Annotated in this window: 16 protein-coding genes and 1 pseudogene; 10 read left to right on the top strand and 7 right to left on the bottom strand. The window is 62.1% G+C overall.

What is annotated here, in order from left to right:
- Positions 1-55: 55 nt before the first annotated feature.
- Positions 56-1,720, top strand: a complete 1,665-nt coding sequence (locus tag PQR08_RS31285; protein ID WP_250487733.1) for an outer membrane protein assembly factor BamB family protein — start codon at positions 56-58, stop codon at positions 1,718-1,720.
- A 638-nt stretch (positions 1,721-2,358) separates the two neighbouring features.
- On the top strand, positions 2,359-3,228 hold the full coding sequence (locus PQR08_RS31280) for a manganese catalase family protein (protein ID WP_250487718.1): 870 nt from the start codon (positions 2,359-2,361) through the stop codon (positions 3,226-3,228).
- Between the two features lie 133 nt (positions 3,229-3,361).
- Here PQR08_RS31280 and PQR08_RS31275 read toward each other — a convergent pair whose 3' ends face one another.
- Together PQR08_RS31275 and PQR08_RS31270 are read right to left on the bottom strand one after the other, a co-directional pair.
- Positions 3,362-4,102 (bottom strand): SDR family NAD(P)-dependent oxidoreductase, encoded by a 741-nt coding sequence (locus PQR08_RS31275; RefSeq protein ID WP_250487717.1) that lies wholly within the window; start codon positions 4,100-4,102, stop codon positions 3,362-3,364.
- A gap of 187 nt (positions 4,103-4,289) precedes the next feature.
- A complete protein-coding gene (locus PQR08_RS31270) occupies positions 4,290-5,186 on the bottom strand; it encodes a LysR family transcriptional regulator (RefSeq protein ID WP_250487716.1) in 897 nt (298 codons plus the stop codon).
- A 105-nt stretch (positions 5,187-5,291) separates the two neighbouring features.
- Here PQR08_RS31270 and PQR08_RS31265 point away from each other — a divergent pair, with 105 nt between their 5' ends.
- A complete protein-coding gene (locus PQR08_RS31265) occupies positions 5,292-6,407 on the top strand; it encodes an NADH:flavin oxidoreductase (RefSeq protein ID WP_250487715.1) in 1,116 nt (371 codons plus the stop codon).
- A 28-nt stretch (positions 6,408-6,435) separates the two neighbouring features.
- On the opposite strand, the gene PQR08_RS31260 is transcribed toward PQR08_RS31265, so the two are convergent.
- Positions 6,436-7,407 (bottom strand): cupin domain-containing protein, encoded by a 972-nt coding sequence (locus PQR08_RS31260; protein ID WP_250487714.1) that lies wholly within the window; start codon positions 7,405-7,407, stop codon positions 6,436-6,438.
- Positions 7,408-7,526: 119 nt separating this feature from the next.
- Here PQR08_RS31260 and PQR08_RS31255 point away from each other — a divergent pair, with 119 nt between their 5' ends.
- The 5 genes from PQR08_RS31255 to PQR08_RS31235 all read left to right on the top strand — a co-directional run bounded on the left by PQR08_RS31255 (position 7,527) and on the right by PQR08_RS31235 (position 13,011).
- Entirely contained in the window at positions 7,527-8,066 is a 540-nt protein-coding gene (locus PQR08_RS31255) for a carboxymuconolactone decarboxylase family protein (protein ID WP_238213115.1), read from the top strand.
- A 68-nt stretch (positions 8,067-8,134) separates the two neighbouring features.
- Complete coding sequence (locus tag PQR08_RS31250) at positions 8,135-9,532, top strand: mercuric reductase (protein WP_250487713.1); 1,398 nt, start codon at positions 8,135-8,137, stop codon at positions 9,530-9,532.
- Between the two features lie 226 nt (positions 9,533-9,758).
- Positions 9,759-10,604 (top strand): DUF3667 domain-containing protein, encoded by an 846-nt coding sequence (locus tag PQR08_RS31245; protein WP_250487712.1) that lies wholly within the window; start codon positions 9,759-9,761, stop codon positions 10,602-10,604.
- Positions 10,605-10,780: 176 nt separating this feature from the next.
- Positions 10,781-11,182, top strand: a complete 402-nt coding sequence (locus tag PQR08_RS31240) for a phasin family protein (RefSeq protein WP_238287472.1) — start codon at positions 10,781-10,783, stop codon at positions 11,180-11,182.
- 95 nt (positions 11,183-11,277) lie between these two features.
- The gene (locus PQR08_RS31235; protein ID WP_250487711.1) at positions 11,278-13,011 is read left to right on the top strand and encodes a PHA/PHB synthase family protein; all 1,734 of its coding nucleotides are present in this window, start codon (positions 11,278-11,280) and stop codon (positions 13,009-13,011) included.
- 27 nt (positions 13,012-13,038) lie between these two features.
- Here PQR08_RS31235 and PQR08_RS31230 read toward each other — a convergent pair whose 3' ends face one another.
- Positions 13,039-13,455: a nuclear transport factor 2 family protein gene (locus PQR08_RS31230; protein ID WP_250487710.1), complete on the bottom strand. Its 417-nt coding sequence runs from the start codon at positions 13,453-13,455 to the stop codon at positions 13,039-13,041.
- 18 nt (positions 13,456-13,473) lie between these two features.
- Positions 13,474-13,806 (bottom strand): annotated as a pseudogene (locus tag PQR08_RS31225) (NAD(P)-binding domain-containing protein); the annotation flags it as partial.
- Positions 13,807-14,029: 223 nt separating this feature from the next.
- On the opposite strand from PQR08_RS31225, the gene PQR08_RS31220 reads away from it, so the two are divergent.
- Positions 14,030-14,773: a GntR family transcriptional regulator gene (locus PQR08_RS31220; protein ID WP_250487709.1), complete on the top strand. Its 744-nt coding sequence runs from the start codon at positions 14,030-14,032 to the stop codon at positions 14,771-14,773.
- Between the two features lie 262 nt (positions 14,774-15,035).
- A complete protein-coding gene (locus PQR08_RS31215) occupies positions 15,036-16,340 on the top strand; it encodes an MFS transporter (RefSeq protein ID WP_250487708.1) in 1,305 nt (434 codons plus the stop codon).
- 1 nt (position 16,341) lies between these two features.
- On the opposite strand, the gene scpA is transcribed toward PQR08_RS31215, so the two are convergent.
- Positions 16,342-18,456: a methylmalonyl-CoA mutase gene (scpA, locus tag PQR08_RS31210; protein ID WP_408163511.1), complete on the bottom strand. Its 2,115-nt coding sequence runs from the start codon at positions 18,454-18,456 to the stop codon at positions 16,342-16,344.
- Positions 18,453-19,277: a Pnap_2097 family protein gene (locus PQR08_RS31205; RefSeq protein ID WP_250487732.1), complete on the bottom strand. Its 825-nt coding sequence runs from the start codon at positions 19,275-19,277 to the stop codon at positions 18,453-18,455. Before PQR08_RS31205 ends, scpA begins: the two co-directional genes overlap by 4 nt.
- Between the last annotated feature and the right edge of the window lie 7 nt (positions 19,278-19,284).

The following is a 19,284-nucleotide window of genomic DNA, read 5'->3' as shown; positions in this document are numbered from 1 at the left end:
ATGTTGCCCGACACCGCGTTGTCCGTTCCGGCCCTTCCGGAGAAAGAGAATGCAAATGAACGCGCGCTTTTCCGCTTTTGCCGCCGCACTCGGCGCCGTGCTGATCGCGGCAATCATCGCCGCGTGCAGTGGCGGCGACTCCGGCGGCGGTGCAACATCGGCCGCAGCGAGCCCGGCCGCTTCGAGCGTCGCGAATGCATCGTCGCCCGGCAACGCGATGGACGTCGTCACCTGGCACAACGACATCGCTCGCACTGGCCAGCAACTCGCTGAAACGACCCTCACGCTCGCGAACGTCAATCAAAACACGTTCGGCAAGCTCGCTTTCTATTCCGTCGATGGCGCCGTCGATGCCCAGCCGCTCTTTCTGGCGGGCGTCCCGATCGCGGGGGCCGCGCATAACGTCGTGTACGTCGCGACGGAGAACGGGAGCGTCTACGCGTTCGATGCCGATAGCGGCGCGACGCTATGGAAAGTCTCGACGCTCGGTAACGGCGAGAATCCGAGCGACGACCACAAGTGCAATCAGATCACGCCGACCATCGGTGTGACGGCGACACCCGTCATCGATCGCGGGCGCGGACCGAACGGCGCGATGTATGTCGTGGGGATGTCGAAGGACGCGTCGGGCGGCTATCACCAGCGCATCCACGCGCTCGACATCACGACGGGCGCCGAGCTCTTCAATGGCCCGACCGAAATCCGCGCGACCTATCCCGGCAACGGCGCGGGCAGCCAGAACGGCACGCTCACGTTCGATCCGGGCCAGTACGCCGAGCGCGCGTCGTTGCTCCTGCTCAACGGCGTCGTGTACACCGCGTGGACATCGCATTGCGATTTCATGCCGTACACCGGCTGGGTCATGGGCTATGACGCGAACACGCTGCAGCAGGCGAGCGTGCTGAACGTCACGCCGAACGGTCAGATGGGCTCGATCTGGATGAGCGGCGCGGGCCTTGCATCGGACGGCGAATCGATTTATTTCCTCGATGCCAACGGCACCTTCGACCCGACGCAGAACGAGCACGAGATGCCGATCAACGGCGATTTCGGCAATGGCTTCCTGCGGCTGAACCTCGGGCCGTTGAGAGTGCAGGACTACTTCCAGCCGTCGAACACGGTGCAGGAATCGAACGAGGACGAAGACCTGGGTTCCGGCGGCGCGATGGTCTTGCCCGATTTCACCGATGCAAACGGCAAGGTCTGGCGTCTCGCGGTCGGCGCGGGCAAGAACTCGACGATCTATGTCGTGAACCGCTGGTCGATGGGCAAGTTCGATTCGAATGCAGATCACATCTATCAGGAGCTCGTCGGCCAGATACGCGGACCGATGTTCGGCGCACCCGCATACTTCAACAACAGGGTCTATTTCGGCTCGGTCGGCGACAACATCAAGGCGTTCACGGTAACGAACGCCGCGCTGTCGCGAACGCCGTCGAGTCAGACGCTGAACTCGTTCGGCTTCCCGGGCGCGACGCCGAGCATTTCGGCGAACGGCACGTCGAACGCGATTCTGTGGGCGGCGGAGAACGGGTCGATCGGCGTTCTGCGCGCCTACGACGCGACCAATCTCAATCACCAGCTCTACAGCAGCGTCGATGCCGGTGGGCGCGACCAGTTCGGTGCGGGCAACAAGTTCATCACGCCGATGATCGCGAACGGCAAGGTGTACGTGGGCGCGAAGAATGGCGTCGCCGTGTTCGGGTTGCGGTCGCAATAGCGCTGTCTGCCTATGAACGAGCACGTCGCGCACAGACCCCAGGAACGGAACGAGATCTCGGTCCTTCCTGGACTGTCGTTGTGCGACGGCGGAATGTTTGCCACTTGCCAGTGCGTCCAGCCCAGACCGACCGTGGGCGCATCGGGGTCGCGGAGGTTCTCGCTCACGCGCGGACGCAGCCCGCGCCGACCCGGAAACGCCTTTTCCTCGACGTAGCCGCGCCTTCGCGGCACGCTGGAAGTCGAGGAGTTCTGCAGATCATTTCGTGTCGCAACTCAAGAAGACCGCGGATCAGATGTCGGTCTAGCGACAAAGGTTAGCGCGTGCCGGGTACGGCGTTTGCGGAACACCTCCCAGCGAAGTCGTGACGTCCGATGCCGTCCCGAAACGCTCAACCATTCGTTTTATCTCGCGCCTACGTTGCTGCCGGACAACCGAGCCGGCCTCAACCGCCCGAACATGTTCGGGCTGGGCACACGCCGGGGCATTCGCTCCGAGACCTTGAACCGAGTAGGCCAGTAACGCATCCGCGTGCCTCGGCCTGCCGTTGCAAGGCACTTCCAAACAGTCAACTTTTGACCTGCGCGACTCGCCGTCAGCGCAGTGGCTCAGGTCGTCCTAACGAAAAGGAGTGGTTCATGTTCGTTCATAACAAGCGCCTCCAGTACACCGTCCGCGTGGCTGCACCCAATCCGGGGCTCGCCAATCTGCTGCTCGAGCAGTTCGGCGGTCCGCAAGGCGAATTGGCCGCCGCGTGCCGATATTTCACCCAGGCCGTCAGTGAAGACGATCCCGGTCGGAAGGATTTGCTCTTCGACATCGCAACGGAAGAACTGAGTCACCTCGAAATCATCGGCTCGATTGTCGCGATGCTCAACAAGGGCGCGAAAGGCCAGCTTGCCGAAGCGGTCGAGTCGGAGGCCGAGTTGTACCGCTCGATGACGGGTAACGGCAACGGCTCGCACACGACGGCGCTGCTGTACGGCGGCGGACCTGCCCTCACCAATTCCGCCGGCGTTCCATGGACATCCGCCTACATCGACACGATCGGCGAGCCGACCGCTGATCTTCGCTCGAACATCGCCGCGGAAGCCCGCGCAAAAATCGTCTACGAGCGGCTCATCAATGTGACGGACGATGCGGGTATCAAGGATGCGCTCGGTTTTCTGATGACCCGTGAAATCGCGCATCAGAAGTCATTCGAGAAAGCGTTGCATTCCATCCAGCCCAACTTCCCGCAGGGCAAATTGCCGGGCGTGCCGGAATACGCGAGCGTCTACTACAACATGTCGCAGGGCGAGGACGCGCGTGGCCCATGGAATGAGGGAAACGACTGGAAGTTCATCGAGGATCCGCAACCGGCAGTCGATGGCGGAGACGGGACAGCACGCGTAGGCGTCAATCAGGCCGATGTCGAGGTGCTCAAAGCGATGGCGGCACGGACAGCTTCCGATCCGTCAAGTGATCCAGTCACGGGCGCGGAGATCGGCTCGGGTCAGGCGAGCTGAGCGCCTTGCGAGGCATTTCATGAGGCAGGCAAGCCGTACGGATTCATCAGTGCGGCTTGCCAGTCGAGTCGACGTTCACCACGGGCCGGGACAAGAAGCGGAAAGCAAGCGAATGATCTGAGTGCCCCTGACGCTAGGCATTCGTGCCGCCGTCGATCGTAAGATTCGCCCCGGTGATGTACGCCGCCTCATCGCTGGCAATGAAAGCAACGATTGCCGCGATTTCATCGACTTTCCCGTATCGCTTGAGCGCGGTCATCGCCAATTGGGGCGCTGCCCAATCGCCCGCCGCAGGATTGAGATCCGTGTCGATAGGACCGGGTTGAATATTGTTGACCGTGATACCTCGTTCGCCGACTTCCCGGGACAGGCCCTGCGTGAACATCCGTATGGCCGCCTTCGTCGCAGAATATGGGACGAGGCCCGGAGTCATCATTCGCTCTCCGACGCACGAGCCGATATTGATGATGCGACCGCCGGCCTTCAAATGCTTGAGGGCTGCCTGCGTTGTCAGAAACACGCCTCGAACATTCAGGTTGATGACGTGATCGAGTTCCTCGATAGTCGTCTCTTCGAAGGGTTTCGGAATCGCCGTCCCCGCATTATTGACCAGGATGTCCAGGCCACCGTATGCGGCAACCGTCTGCTGCACCGCCTGATTGATCGCTTCCGGCTTCGCTGCATCTGCCTGGATCGCGATCGCTTCTCCGCCGGCGCTTTTTATTTCTTTGACTACGTTTTCGGCCGCATCGCTGCCCTTGGAGAAAGTAATCGCCACGCGCGCGCCGTCTGCGGCCAGTCTCTTCGCAATGGCCGCGCCGATGCCCCTCGAACCGCCCGTCACAAGGGCAACCTTATTACTTAGCTTAGTCATAAGAACTCCATGTTTTCGGTGAGTCGAACGGTCCGCTTCGGCTTCCAGATGACAAAGCGCGCCGGGTGTGCTGATTCAAGCCCCGCTATTTATAGGCGGTTGAAGAGTTGTGGACGGTCTTTCCTTGCGGCGAATGTTCGGCGGCCAACATTTCTTGTTGATTTCCTGTTGATCAGGCAGCCAGCGTTCAGCGTCGATGTCCTTCGCCGAGTTCGGCGATCTGACTTTGCAGCGCGCCGAGAAAGACACTCACCCTGTTGGGAACGTATCGCCGGCTCGGCATCACCGCCCAGACCGACAAGTCCTCCATCGCTGCATCCTCCAAATGAATCTGCACCAGCGAGTTGTCGGCCAATTGTCGAAAGACGTCCCAATATGTCAACTGCGCGAGTCCGAGACCTTGCACGGCAGCGGTTCGCGCCGCTTCGACACTCGTCGTGGTGAAACAAGCATCCACGCGCTTGCGGATCAACGCTCCGTCGACGACAAGCGGCCACCGTCGCACCGCACTCAGTCGGATACAGGCGTGATTGTCCAGATCGGCAACCGTCGAAGGTCGTCCGTGTTTCTTCAGATAGGCCGGCGCGGCGCAAACGAGGCGAGGATTGGGAGCGATCTTCTTGGCCACCAGCTCGGAGTCCTCCAGGGGCGCAATCCGCAAGGCCACGTCGAGGCCCTGCCCGACGATATCGACCTGACGATCCGAAAGATCGAGGTCGATGCGAAGTTCCGGATTGGCTTCGAGCAAACTCGCAAGCATGGGCAGCACGACGGATTGCCCGAACCCGCTCGGCGCCGTCAGACGAAGCACGCCCGATGCCTTTCCCTGCGACGGGCTGAGCTCGGCGCGCGCACCGGATTCCGCATCCACCATCGCTGAGGCGAACGGGACGAACGCTTCGCCTTCGGCAGTCAGCGTGAGCGACCGGGTCGTGCGATGAAAAAGACGCACGCCGAGATCTTCTTCCAGCGCGGCGATGCGACGCGACACCTGCATGGGAACGACGTCGAGCTGGCGCGCCGCAGCCGAAAGACTGCCCGCCGACGCAACGGCGAGGAAGGTTCGAACGTCTGGAAGGAACATGGTTTATATCCGATAACGTTACGGCGGCTTCACCATTCGATGTCTGTTTCCCCGCCCTCCCAACGCCTAGGATGAAGTCACTTTCCTTCCTTGACGAGCCGCGAAATGAACGACTTCACCTCGCAGATCCTTTCCCCGTACGACGGCAACGGCATTGCAGTGCGCAACCGCATCGCAGTCGCCCCGATGACGCGCATCACGGCCACCGAATACGGCCATCCGACACAGACGATGTTCGACTACTACGGCCGGTTCGCGAAAGGCGGCTTCGGTCTTGTCACGACAGAAGGTATCTATACCGACAAGGCGTTTTCGCAAGGATACCGTTTTCAGCCTGGCCTGGCCGATGACGAACAGGCGCGCGCATGGGCAGACTTCAATCGCGACATGCAGGCACATGGCGCAAGCGTGTTCGCGCAACTGATGCACGCAGGCGCGCTGAGTCAGGGCAATGCTTATCGCAAGCACACGGTGGCGCCATCGGCCGTGCGGCCCAAAGGCGAACAGATGGCGTTCTATTACGGCGATGGACCGTATCCCGAACCCAGGCAGATGACGGATGCCGAGATCGACGAGGCGATCCGGGGCTTCGTGCAGGCGGCGCAGCGCGCGGTGAATATCGGGGGATTCGCCGGTGTGGAAATTCACGGCGCGAATGGCTATCTGCTCGACCAGTTTCTAGGCGCACACACGAATCTCAGAAACGACCGTTGGGGTGGCAGCACGAGGGCGCGAGTACAACTGCTCGTCGATGTCGTGAAGTCGGTGCGGCTCGGCGTCGGCGATGCAGTGCCGGTCGGCATCCGCATCTCGCAGGGCAAGGTCAACGATTTCGCGTCGAAGTGGCCCGGCGGCGAGGCGGACGCCGAAGTGATCTTCGGCACGCTCGCCGACGCAGGCGTGAACTTCATCCACGTGACCGAGCACGAAGCGTGGCAGCCCGCATTCGAAGGCACGCGCGACAGCCTCATCGCGCTGGCTCGCCGCTATGCGCCGAACGCGACGATCATCGCGAACGGCGGCTTGCACACGGCCGAACGTATAGCCCATGCGCTCGGGTCCGGCGCGGACATCGTGACGGTCGGACGCGGCGCGCTCGCCAATCCCGATCTGCCGATGATGCTCGCGAGCGGGCGCGAACCGAGGCAGTTCGATAGCTCGATACTGCAACCCATCGCCAGCATCAAGGACGACGAGCTCGCGATGCAGTTCTCCGCCTGAACGCGATCGTGAGCGCGGGCGCGTATCCTCAGTCCTTGACACGCGCCTGCTGCGTCTCCACATTCGAGCGCCGCCAGTGCGCCGGCGTCATGTCGAAGTGCTGACTGAACGCACGCCTGAAGGCCGCCACGGATTGATAGCCGACGGTCTCGGCCACCACTTCCGTCGAGACGCCTGGCCTCTTCAACTCGTTTGCCGCCAGCGCCATTCGGACGCTGGTCAGCAGATCGATGGGTGAACGTCCCACCTTGTTCTGAAAATGACGGATCAACGTCGCGCGCGACATGCTGCATAGACTCGCCAGTTCCGGCAGCGTCCAGTCGCGCGCCGGATCGTTGAAGATCGCGGCGAGCGCGGGCGACAGACGCGAATGTCCCGCGAGCGTCAGCAGACCGGCGGGCGCTTCGTCGGACTCCGCGCTCGCACGCAACGCCAGCGCGAAAAGCGCCGCCGACAGCGCGTTCATCATCGCGTAGCCGCCGAGATTGTCGGCGATCGATTCCGTCCGCATCAACGCGACGAGACCATTCAACTGTTCCAGCGCCGCGCCCTGCCCGCTGCCCTTCGCTGTCGACGTACGGACGACGAGCCGCGCCGGCAGATACGCACGAACGAAGCGGTCATGCGGCGGCGCCAGGATGATCCGTCCGCACAGCATATCCAGACGCTCGCCGGCGCCCTTGTTTTCGCTGATGATCAGGTTCAGCGCCGCGCGTTGCCGGGCAGGCTTCGGCCGCGCCCCGCTGCCATCGCGAAGCGTATGCGCCGAACCGTGCGTGAGCATCACGATGTCCCCTGCGCGCAGATGTTGCGGCTTGCCACCGCCCGGCGTCTCCAGCACGGCCGATCCACCGAGCACGATGTGATACGGCATCTCGCCCGCGTCCGAATCGGCGTAAATCACTTCCCACGGCGCGCCGTACGAACAACGAAGTTCGAGCTGGCCGCGCACGGTCATCATGCCGAGCAGGCGGCTCAGCCAATCGATCGACATCGACATGCTTACCTCGAATGAAACGATGAGACTTTTGAGCATGATATTGAGAATTTAGCGACTCAACAAGCTCATCCGGCGACCCTAAAGTGGAGGCTCCTAACCACCACCGAATGAGGTCCACCATGAGCCGCATCTCCATTCCCGCCGTCGCTAACGCCACCGGCGACACCGCCGACGTCTACGCACGCGTTCGCAAGATCGCGGGCGGCAGCGTGCCGAATCTGTTCGCGGCGCTCGGCCATCTCGCGCCCGCGACGCTGAACGCCGCGCTCGACGCCGAAGGCGCGCTGGCCGCCAGCAGCCTGAGCAAGCAGGATCTGGAAACCATCAAGCTGCTGGTCAGCGAGCAGACGGGTTGTGACTACTGCGTAGCCGCGCACGTGATGCTCGGCAAGATGACCGGTCTGACGCCGGAAGCGCTCAGGCAGATTCGCGCCGGCCAGCCGACCGGTGATCTCAAGCGCGATGCGCTGATCCGCTTCGTGCGGCTTTTGCAGACGACGCGCGGCACGATCGGCGCTGACGAACTCGCCGCCATTCGCGCGGCAGGTTATCGCGATTCGCAACTGGCGGAGATATCGCTGGCGATTGCGATGACGATCTTCACCAACACGTTCAACCGCATCAACGACACCGACGTCGATTTTCCGCCCGTCGAGTAATGCCGACACTCGCGAGCGGATCCGTCCGCTCCACATCGATTCATCCGTTAGCTGATTGGGAGAAGGTCATGTCTCAGATCGAACAGTTCGATACGTTGATTCTCGGTAGTGGTCAGGGCGGCAAGCTTCTGGCATGGCATCTGGCGCGCTCGGGGCAGCGCGTCGCCGTGGTCGAGCGGCAGTGGGTAGGCGGCTCGTGTCCCGCGGTCGCGTGTCTGCCCAGCAAGAATGAAATCTGGAGCGCGCGCGTGGCGCATCTGACGCGGCATGCCGCCGATTTCGGCGTAGCGACGGGAGCCGTCGCCGTGGATATGGCGAAGGTTCGCGATCGCAAGCGCGGCATGGTCGAACGGGAAGCCGCGTTTCACGTGCAGGCGTATGCATCGAGCGGCGCCGAGCTGATCATGGGCGTCGGACGGTTCGTCGGGCCGAAGACCATCGAGGTGCAGCTCAATGACGGCGGCACCCGCACGCTCGGCGGCGATCAGGTGGTGGTCAATGTCGGCACGCATGCCGCGATTCCGGATGTGCCGGGCCTGGCGTCGGCCGATCCGTTGACGCACATCGGCGCGCTGGATCTCGATCGCGCGCCATCGCATCTGATCGTGATGGGCGGCGGCTATATCGGCGTCGAGATGGCGCAGGCGTATCGGCGCTTCGGCAGCCGCGTGACGATCATCGAGCGCGGTGCCCGACTGATGGCCCGCGAAGACGCGGACATCGGCGACGAAATGCTGCGCATACTTCGCGCGGAAGAGATCGACGTCGTGCTGGACGCGCAGACGATCCGCGTCGAAGGACACTCGGGCACGCAGGTGCGCGTCGTCGTGCGCACGTCTTCGGGCGAGCAGACCGTAGAGGGCAGCGACATTCTGGTCGCGGCCGGGCGCATTCCGAACACCGCCGATATCGGCCTGGAGCGTGCAGGCATCGAACTGGACGAGCGCGGCTATATCCGCGTGAACGATCGGCTGCAAACGTCGGCGCGCGATGTGTGGGCAATCGGAGAGGTCGCGGGAAGCCCGCAATTCACGCATGTTTCCGTCGATGACTTCCGGATCGTGCGCGACAACATGGCGGGCGGACATCGCAGCACTGGCGATCGGCTGATTCCATACACGCTGTTCACCGATCCGCCGCTTGCGCGCGTCGGCCTGAGCGAAACCGATGCGCGGCGCGAGGGCATCGCCACGCGCGTCGCCACGCTACCGATGAGCAGTGTGCTGCGAACCGAAGCGACCGACGAAACGCAGGGCTTCATGAAGGTGCTCGTCGGCGCGGAAGACGACCGCATTCTCGGCTTCACGATGATCGGCTCCGAAGCGGGAGAAGTGCTGGCCGCGGTGCAGACGGCGATGATCGCAGAGCTTCCGTATCCGAAACTCCGGGATGCCGTGATCTCCCATTTGACTATTGCCGAAGGTCTCGGGCCATTGCTGTCCAGGTTGCCTGAGCGCGCCGCGTAGTAGTGGCGCGCGGTAGCTCGGGAGTCCGAGCTACCGCGCCTGTCCGCAGCATGTGCGGAGCCGTTCGTCGTCTAAACTGCTTCTATGGCGCACAGCCCGTGGCGCCCCCTTGACGGGTGGGATTCGTCGCTGCATCGCGCAGATGATACGGCCGCAGGGCTCACGATCGACTCTGTTAGTCCGACTCTGTTAGTCCATGTGTACGAGCGGTCCAACGGAGGACGTCATGTCTGCGACCGAACCCTGGATATGTCCGACGTGCGCCAATCACGTCATCACACCGTTCTGCCCGATGTGCGGCGAGAGCCCGCTCCGGCCTCCCGACCTGACCCTGCGCGGGATCGGAGCGAAGCTCCTGCACGCGGCGACGACCATCGACGGGCGCCTGCTTCGCACGATCTGGATTTTGCTGCGTCATCCCGGCGAGCTGACGGTCGCGCATCTGAACGGAAAGCGGATGCCTTATGTGCCGCCGTTCCAACTGTTTCTCATCGCCAACGCGTTCTTCTTCGCAATGCAGTCGCTGACCGACACTCAGGTCTTCGGCTCGACGCTGCAGTCCCATCTCTATCTTCAGGACTGGAGTCCGCTCGCGCGGTCGCTGGTGGCCGAACGCGTCGCGAAACTACGGACGGACCTGCCCCAGTACACGTCCATTTTCGACCGTGCGGCGGTGCTCAATGCCAAGTCACTCATTATTCTCATGGTGATTCCGTTCACGCTGCTGTTGTGGATGACCTTCCTCCGCGCGCGCAAGCCATTCGTCACATTTGTCTATTTCTCGCTCCATCTCTATGCGTTCTTGCTGTTGCTGTTCTCGCTCGCGCTCGGCGTCGCGGCCATCGAGGTCCATCTTGGCGGCCTCGGACTCGATTCACCCGTCGTCGACAACCTTCTTTCGATCCTCAATCTGAGCCTCTGTGGCGGCTATGTGTTCCTGGCTTTGAACCCAGTCTTCGGCTCTCACGGTGTGACAAGGCTCCTTAAAGCGGCAACTTTGGCGCTGACGGCTGGCCTCATCGTTCTAGGCTACCGATTCGCGATCTTTCTCATCACGCTATACACGGCGTAACCACGGAACATCTTGTGCAAAGCGCGGAGCACGCTGCGCCCGGACGGCGTAAAGTGATGTCCGCGAGGCCCGGTTCTCGACGCGCCACCCCAGGCCGGCGAACCGCACGAGCGTTCCGCGAATCCAGCATCGCGATCCGAGCCCTCCGCATCACACAAACAACCCAGGAGACAGTCATGGCTGACCCAAAGAATCCCTTCGAAGATCTGACCAGGATGCTCGAACAGTTCAAGGTGCCCGGCGTCGACATGTCGGCACTGGTCGAATCGCGCAAGAAGGACATCGAGGCTATCGTCGAAGCGAACAAGACCGCGTACGAGTCCATGCAGCAACTCGCCCGCAAGCAGACCGACATGCTCACGCGCGCGATGCAGGACATTCAGGAAGCGGCGAAAACCGGCATCAGCGATCCGGGCAAGCAAAACGAATTCGTGCGCAATGCCTGCGTGAAAGCGCTCGAAGACATCAAGGATCTCGCGGAAATCGCACGCAAGTCGCAGGCCGACACGATGGCGAACATCACGCAGCGCGCCAACGAGCACGTCGACGAAATAAAGAAGATGCTGCAGCGAAAATAGCGCGGTTTCGTCCAGTCGGAACGCTGCACCTCGGCGCGCCCTGTCTGATGACAAGGCGCGCGACGTGCTTTTGACGATGACCCCAGGGAGACAACATGGCCTCGCCGTTCAACATGCCGGAGGAGTTCGTCCGGGGGTTTTTCAAATCCGGGCAGACGCTGCTGGAAGCCTATATGGGCGTCGCCGGCAACACGACCGACTCGCGTTCGGCGTCCGGCAGGACATTGCCCGCGCTGGCGCTCGCGCAAGCTCAGGCGCATTACTGGCAGCAGCAGATGGCGCTCTATGCGGGCATGATGGCGAGCGCGACCGGCCAGAAGCCGGCGCCCGCCATTGAGCCGGAGCGCGGCGACCGCCGCTTCAAGTCGGATTCCTGGCACGACAATCCGTGGTACAGCCTCCTCAAGCAGACTTATCTGCTCAATTCGAAGCTGCTCAACGACATGGTCGAAGCCGCGGATATCAACGCGAAGGAGAAGCACAAGCTGCGTTTCTACGCGCGACAGTTCATCGACTCGATGAGTCCGGTCAATTTCGCCGTGACCAATCCGGAGGCGATGCAAACCGCGATCGAGACGCAGGGCAAGAGCATGCGCACGGGGTTCGCGAATCTGCTCGAAGACCTCAGGCGCGGACGCATCTCCATCACGGATGAAAGTGCCTTTGAAGTCGGGCGCAATGTGGCGGTCTCGAAGGGGTCGGTGGTATTCGAGAACGAACTGTTTCAACTGATCCAGTACGCGCCGCTCACGGAGAAGGTTGCCGAGCGGCCGCTCGTCATCGTGCCGCCATGCATCAACAAGTTCTATATCCTCGACCTGCAGCCGGCGAATTCGTTCGTGCGCTTCGCCTGCGAACAGGGGCAGACCGTGTTCCTCGTGTCGTGGCGAAACCCCGACAAGGAACTGGGCCACATCACCTGGGACGACTACATCGAGAGCGGCGCGATCAAGGCGATCGAAGTGGCGCGCGCGATCAGCCGCGCCGACAAGGTCAATGCGGTCGGCTGGTGCGTCGGCGGAACGATTCTGTCGTCGGCGCTGGCGGTATTGCGCGCGCGCGGCGAAGATCCGGTCGCGAGCCTCACGCTGCTCACGACGATGCTCGATTTCAGCGATCCCGGCGACCTCGGCGTGTTCATCGACGAGGCGGGCGTCACGCAGCGCGAGCAGACCATCGGGCGCGGCGGCATTTATTCGGGCGGCGAACTGGGCTTCGTGTTCCAGACGCTGCGTGCGAACGACCTGATCTGGCCGTATGTCGTCGACAACTACCTCAAGGGCGGCGCGCCGCAGGCGTTCGACCTGCTCTACTGGAATGCCGACGGCACCAACCTGCCCGGGCCGATGTACGCCTGGTATCTGCGCAACATGTATCTCGAGAACAATCTTTGCCAGCCGGGGCGGCTCACCATGTGCGGCACGCCGGTGGATCTCGCGCGCATCGACATGCCCAGCTATATCTTCGGGACGCAGGAGGATCACATCGTGCCGTGGAAGGGCGCGTACCAGTCGACGCGTCTCCTGGGCGGCGAGACGCAGTTCGTGCTCGGCGCGAGCGGACATATCGCGGGCGTGATCAATCCTGCATCGAAGAACAAGCGCTCCTACTGGATCGACGGCAAGCTCGGCGACGATCCAGAAGCGTGGCTCGAATCGGCCACTTCGCAGCCGGGAAGCTGGTGGACGCACTGGAGCAAGTGGCTGCAAACGTACGCGGGCGAGCAGGTCGCCGCGCCGAAGAAGCTGGGCAGCGCGAAGTTCGCGCCGATCGAGCCCGCGCCGGGACGTTATGTTGCGAAGCATCCACCGGAGGCAACGGTCGCCTGAGCATTCATAAACATGCCGAAACCCGGGTCAGGATCCAGGGGCCGCGTCCGTCTCGCTGGCCCGCGCGAGGGCTTGCGTATCGATATATTCCCGGATGTTCGCGAGCTTGCCATTTCTAACGGTAATGGCGAAGACCCAATCGTCCTTGAACGTTTTATTCGTCGCTTTGATTTTGCCCGTAGCGACGCCGATGACCAGAACCCGGTCCCCCTGCGCCACGAATTCGGGGGGCTCCGGGTATGTCATTTCCACCTCGTTCGAAGCCTTCTGAAGCACGTTCGCCAATCCCGCGTGCCCGCGATGCGTGCCAGCCAGCGGCCAGTCCTTGCCCGGAATGATCCACTCGATATCTTCGGCAGCCAACGCCAGCAGAGCTTGCTCATCGCCGCGACCGATTGCTGCAAAAAAATCCTTCACGATCCGGACATTCTCTTCAGTGCTCATCGAAATCTCTCCATTTCATCAGTCGAACTTGACCAGGTCCTTGAAGATCAGTTGACCCCAGCTGTTTTCGCGCCCCTGCACGAGCAGTCCACCTTCCGAAAGTCCGCCAAGTTCGATGGGCGAGAAACCGAGATCTTCCGCAAGCGCACCGATCTCCGCTGCGGCGCCGTCATCGTCGCTCGCCAGGAACACGACTCGCCTCCCACCATGTACGGCCGGGTCTTGCGCGAGGACCGCGGCGGCCAGATGATTAAAGCCCTTGACCAGCCTTCCACCAGCGAAGGCCTGCGCGACGAACCTGGACGAAGCTTGTCCTCCCAGCTTCTCGGGGGGCACGCCGTAGGCATTCCTTGGCGATCCTCGACGCTTGCCGAAGGATGCCAGCCAGCGCTCCGTCTCAACCAAAGGCAAAAAAGCCCGAAGGCCTGCGACGCGCAAGCGACACTCTTAAACCCCGAAACCAGCGAATCGTGAGTTGAATGGCGCGGACTCGTCCTGATCCGTCGGGGGATTAACCCGCGCTAAGTGCTGTGATTCACACGGAGAGCTAGAGTTGTGGTTAACTATATGAATCATGAACACGGCCTCCTTCCACGCTAACGCCGACCTACGGCTTCCGCGCTATCAGCTGATCCGCGACGACCTCGTGCGTCGAATCGCCAATGGGGAATGGACGCCCGAGCAGGCGCTACCGACCGAGGCCGACCTTTGCGAAGCCTATGTCGTCTCGATCGGTACGCTACGGAAAGCCATCGAACTGCTCGTAGCAGAAGGCGTCGTCACGCGCACGCAAGGGAAAGGAACATTCGTTCGTCGACCGCGGTTCGATTCATCTCTTTTTCGCTTCTTTCGGTTCAAATCGGCGGACGGCCAGCCGGTCCAGCCGATCGGCAGAGTTTTGAAGCGTGAGATCGTGAAGCCGAACAAGGCGATCCGCGATGCGCTCCAAATGGAGCCGACCGAAAAGAGCATCCACCTGTCCCGAGTGCGTCTCATCGATTCGAAACCGGTTCTCCGCGAGGAAATCTGGCTCGCCCGACCCCGCTTCGATGCGTTGGCGACCCTTCCGCTCGACGACTTCGGGAACCTCATGTATCCCCTCTACGAGCGGGCTTGCCGGCAGATAGTGGCATCGGCTACTGAAACCCTGACCGTCGAACAGGCCAATCAAGAGGATGCGGCGGCACTTCACGTTGACGTCGGCAGCCCCGTTATTATGGTCAATCGAGTGGCGCTGGATTTCGCCGGAACACCGATAGAATGGCGCACAACGCGAGGTGCCGCGACAGGGTTCCAGTATCAGGTAGAAATCCGGTAACCCTCCCTTTCTAGCCCGCCCGAGCGCGGGCTCCTTGACAGACAACGTTCTCCCGGCTTTACGCGCAACCTGTGCGTGCCTTTTCGCGCCTGACCGATTTATCGTTCGCGCTCCGGGTGCTCCCCGCATCGTTCGGGTAACACCTCATAGTTCGCCGACGTCATCAAGAGATATAAAGATATATATGTTTATATCTTGCGTCGGATGCCACTGCCCGTCTCCACGAGGGACCAGTGTCGCAGGCGATATTTCTGGGGGGTACATGGATTCGATTCCGATTTCTGAACAGCATGTGATGAGAAAGATGGCGTGGCGACTCATGCCGCTGCTCATCGTGATGTTCCTCATCGCGTTCATCGACCGGCAAAACGTCGGATTCGCAAAGCTTGAAATGGTGCAGGCATTGGGGATGACCGAGGCGGCCTATGGTTTTGGCGCATCACTGTTCTTCATCGGTTATCTGCTGTTCGAGGTGCCGAGCACGTTGGCGCTCCACCGCTTTGGAGCGCGTACATGGCTGGCGCGAATCATGATTACGTGGGGCATCATCACTGTCTTGCTCGCCTTTACGAAGTCGCTGCCCCTGTTTTACTTTTACAGGTTCGCGCTCGGCGTAGCTGAGGCAGGCTTCTATCCTGGCGTCATCTACTACCTCACGCAATGGTTCCCGCAGAGCTATCGAACGCGGGTGCTCGGGTTCTTCACCCTGGGTAGCGCACTGGCCAACATGCTGGGGTCGCTTGTCGGTGGACTACTGCTTTCGCTCGGCGGCACGTGGGATTTGCAGGGCTGGCAGTGGGTGTTCATCGCAACCGGCATTCCGGCCATCCTCATCGCCTTTGTTGCGCTGAAGTATCTTCCGAACTCGGTGCAAGTCGCGCCATTCCTCTCGCAAGCGGAGAAGGAGATTGTACTGGCGGCTTTTCAAAGGGAGGCGCCTACCGAGGCGAAGGCGTCGCATCCCTGGGCTGCATTCATCGACCCCAAGGTTCTCATGTTTGCTGCGACCTACATGCTGATGTCGACGTCACTTTATGGCGTGACCTACTGGATGCCTACGCTGGTGAAAAGCTATGGCGTCTCGTCGACGGTCAACGGTCTGCTCAACATGATTCCGTGGGCACTGGCAGCCCTGCTCCTGCTGTGGCTGCCGGGCAAGCTCAAACGAGAGCGCGTTGTCCTTCGAGCGATGACCGTCGTTGCGGGTGTTGGAGTCGTTTGCTTCGCTTCGAGCCTGGTATTGCCAACCGTTTCCCTTCGCTTCATTGCTCTGTGCCTGGGCGGCGCGTGTATTCCATTGCTGTATCCGTGCTTCTGGTCGCTTCCGCCGCGCTTCTTCTCGGGTGCCCGAGCCGCAGCGAGTGTTGCGGCCATCAACTGCATCGGAAATCTTGGAGGTTTCTTTGGCCAAAACCTCATGCCCTATGTCGGCAAGATCAGCGAGAGCCACACTGCGCCGATGCTTGTTCCTACCGCATGTCTTTTAGTGCTCGCGATCGGAACAGCCATCGCACGGTCGGTCGGCGCACGGCGGCAGGCAGTAGGGACCACCGTGCAGCGGACCTGAGTCAACCGTAGCGCTCCCGGTCTAGATCAGCGACGCGTCTTGGCCGGGCCGCCCCACCGAAGCGGCTCGTTTCGATCAACCGCACGAGCCGCGCGACGATCTCGTGTACGGTTGTCCCCGGTCCGAAGATTTCCGCCACGCCCATGTTCCGTAGAGAACGCGCGTCATTATCCGGCACGATCCCGCCGACGACGACAGGCGCACATACGTCGGTTTCTCCAAGCTCGCGCATGAATTGAAGCATCAGACTTCCATGCGCTCCCGCAAGCGACGAAATGCCGATTACGTCGCACCTTTCTTCCGCGGCAAATCTCGCTGCGCGCGTCGGAGAAGCGAACAGGCCGCTCATCGCAACATCGAAGCCCGCGTCCTTCAGCGCCGCCGACACCACGTTCGCGCCGCGATCGTGTCCGTCGAGTCCGATTTTCGCCATCAGCAGGCGCGGCTTTCTGCCTAGTTTCTTCGCGAGTCGCGCAACCTGTGCGCTCGCCGCGTGCCATGCCTCGTCCTCTGCGCATTGTGTTCCATACGCATTCGACGTAACGTCCGATGGCTGCACATAGCGCGGCCAAACTGCTTCAAGGGCACGCGTACACTCACCCACTGTCGCCCGCGCGCGCATGCAGTCGATCGTCAGTGCAAGCAGGTTGCCGGCATCGTCGTGTGCGGCGCGAGTCAATGCCGAGAGCGTGGTGCTCACGCGATATTCGTCGCGTCGGCGCTTGACTTCGGAGATTCTGCGCGACTGTTGCACGCGCACGCGCTCGCCATCGATTGCGACGCATTCGGGAGCATCGTCATCGGCCTCGATTGCCGCAAAGGCGTTAGTGCCGACGATCATCTGTTCGCCCGTATCGATGCGCGCCTGCGTCGCCGCCGCGCTTGCGTGAATCTGCTCCCGAACCCAGCCCGTCCGGATCGCCTCGCGCGCGCCGCCGCCCGCCTCGATTTCATCGATCATTTCGCGCGCCCGCCCGGCAAGATCGGCCGTCAGCGATTCCATCATGTACGAGCCGGCCCACGGATCGATCACGTCGCACAAGCCCATTTCGTGCTGAAGGATCAGTTGCGTGTCGCGGGCGAGTTGCGACGCCGATGCGGACGGCAGCGCGAGCGCCTCGTCATGCGCATTCGTGTGCAGCGACTGCGTTCCGCCGAACACCGCAGCCATCGCCTCGACGGTCGTACGCACGATGTTGTTATGCGTGCGCGTCGGGCTGAGCGACCAGCCCGAAGTCTGGCAGTGCATGCGCAGCGCACGGCTTTTCGGCGTGCTCGCACCCTCTTCCGCCGCGATTCCCGACCACAGCAGGCGCGCGGCGCGCAGCTTCGCGATCTCTGTATAAAAGTCCGTTCCGGTGCCGAAGAAAAAGCTCAGTTGCTCGCAAACGGCCTCGGCCTCCAGACCGCGCGCACGCAATGCGCGAAGATATTCGCGGGCATTCGCGAACGTGAGCGCAAGTTCCAGCGAAGCATCCGCGCCCGCTTCCTGAAAGTGATAGCCCGACACGGAAAGCGCCTTGAAGCGCGGCATGTGTTCATTCACAAACTGCGCGACATCCGCGACGATGCGCATCGACGGCTCCGGTGCGAACACATAGGTATTGCGCACCATGAACTCCTTCAGGATGTCGTTCTGCACCGTGCCCGAGAGCGAATCCCTCGCAATGCCGCGCTCTTCGGCCGCGACGATGAAAGCGGCGAGCACCGGCAGCACTGCGCCGTTCATCGTCATCGAGACGGACACGCGATCGAGCGCGATGCCTTCGAAAAGACGCGCCATGTCCTCGACGGTATCGATCGCCACGCCTGCAAGGCCGACGTCCGCGCGTGCTTCTTGATCGGTGGAATCGTAGCCGAGCTGCGTCGGCAGATCGAAGGCCACGGACAAGCCTTGCGCCCCATGTGCGAGCGCCTTGCGAAACGCGAGATTCGAATCCGCGGCGTCCGCATAACCGGCGTACTGGCGAATGGTCCAGGGCCTCGACGTGTACATCGACGCATACGGTCCGCGCACGAATGGTTGCGCGCCGGGTTGCGAACCGAGATGCTCGATGCCGTCGAGATCCGCCGACGTGTAGAGCGGCTTCAATGGAACGCGTCGCGGACGGCTCATGCGCGCCTCCGTGCCTTGTGCGTGAGGACGTCGGCGATCTTCCTGCCGTCGCTCGTGCGTTCGATCTCGCACCAGTGCGCGACGCGCGTCTCGTCGACGAACGCGCGCCGGAACGTCAGCCGCAAGCGCTCGCCGACATCGATGTTGCCGTGATAGTGCAGTTCGCGCGAAACGAGCGCGGGGGTATCCGCGAGACGCCAGGTCTGCCATTCCGCACGATCGACAAAGCCCTGGAAGCTCGCGAAATAGAGGAAGTCCGCACCGTTGAAATCGTTGTAAGGGCACGGCAGAAATTCGACCGGCGCGCAGTCTGCCGCGTGCAAGCCCATTTCGGCGATGCGCGGCCCCGCTTCGCGCAGACGCAGTTCTCGCGCGGCGTCCTGCATGTCGGTGATCGCCGCGTTCATCGGCGCAATGTCGCCCTTCATTTTCGCAAAGCTCGCGCGCGCGACCGAGCGGTTGTTGCGCGCCTCGGTGCGCCGCACGAAGGTGGACATCATCGACAGCGAGGCGATCGCGCCATGTCCACGCTCCACGTGATGCTCGCTGACATGGCGCGCCGCACCGATCCGCGCAAGCTCGGTGCGAATGCGCAATGCGTCGTTCTCGCGCACCTCGTGCATGCCGTGCGCGCGCAGCCGGATCGACGTGAACGCGGCATAGGCGCGCGTGCCTTCATCGGCGACGAAGTCGCTGCCGGTGGCATGCGCGAGTGCGTCCCAGTGCCGGTCGCCGCACTCCTTGAGCAGCCAGTTCTCGGACAGGCCCGCGTAGTTGAGTTGCGGCATGCCGGCGCGGTAAGTGTCGTCGTGGCGAGGCATCATGCTT

The organism is Caballeronia jiangsuensis, assembly GCF_046030135.1.
GTDB lineage: Bacteria > Pseudomonadota > Gammaproteobacteria > Burkholderiales > Burkholderiaceae > Caballeronia > Caballeronia jiangsuensis.
This window is presented reverse-complemented; position numbering and strand designations above follow the sequence as displayed.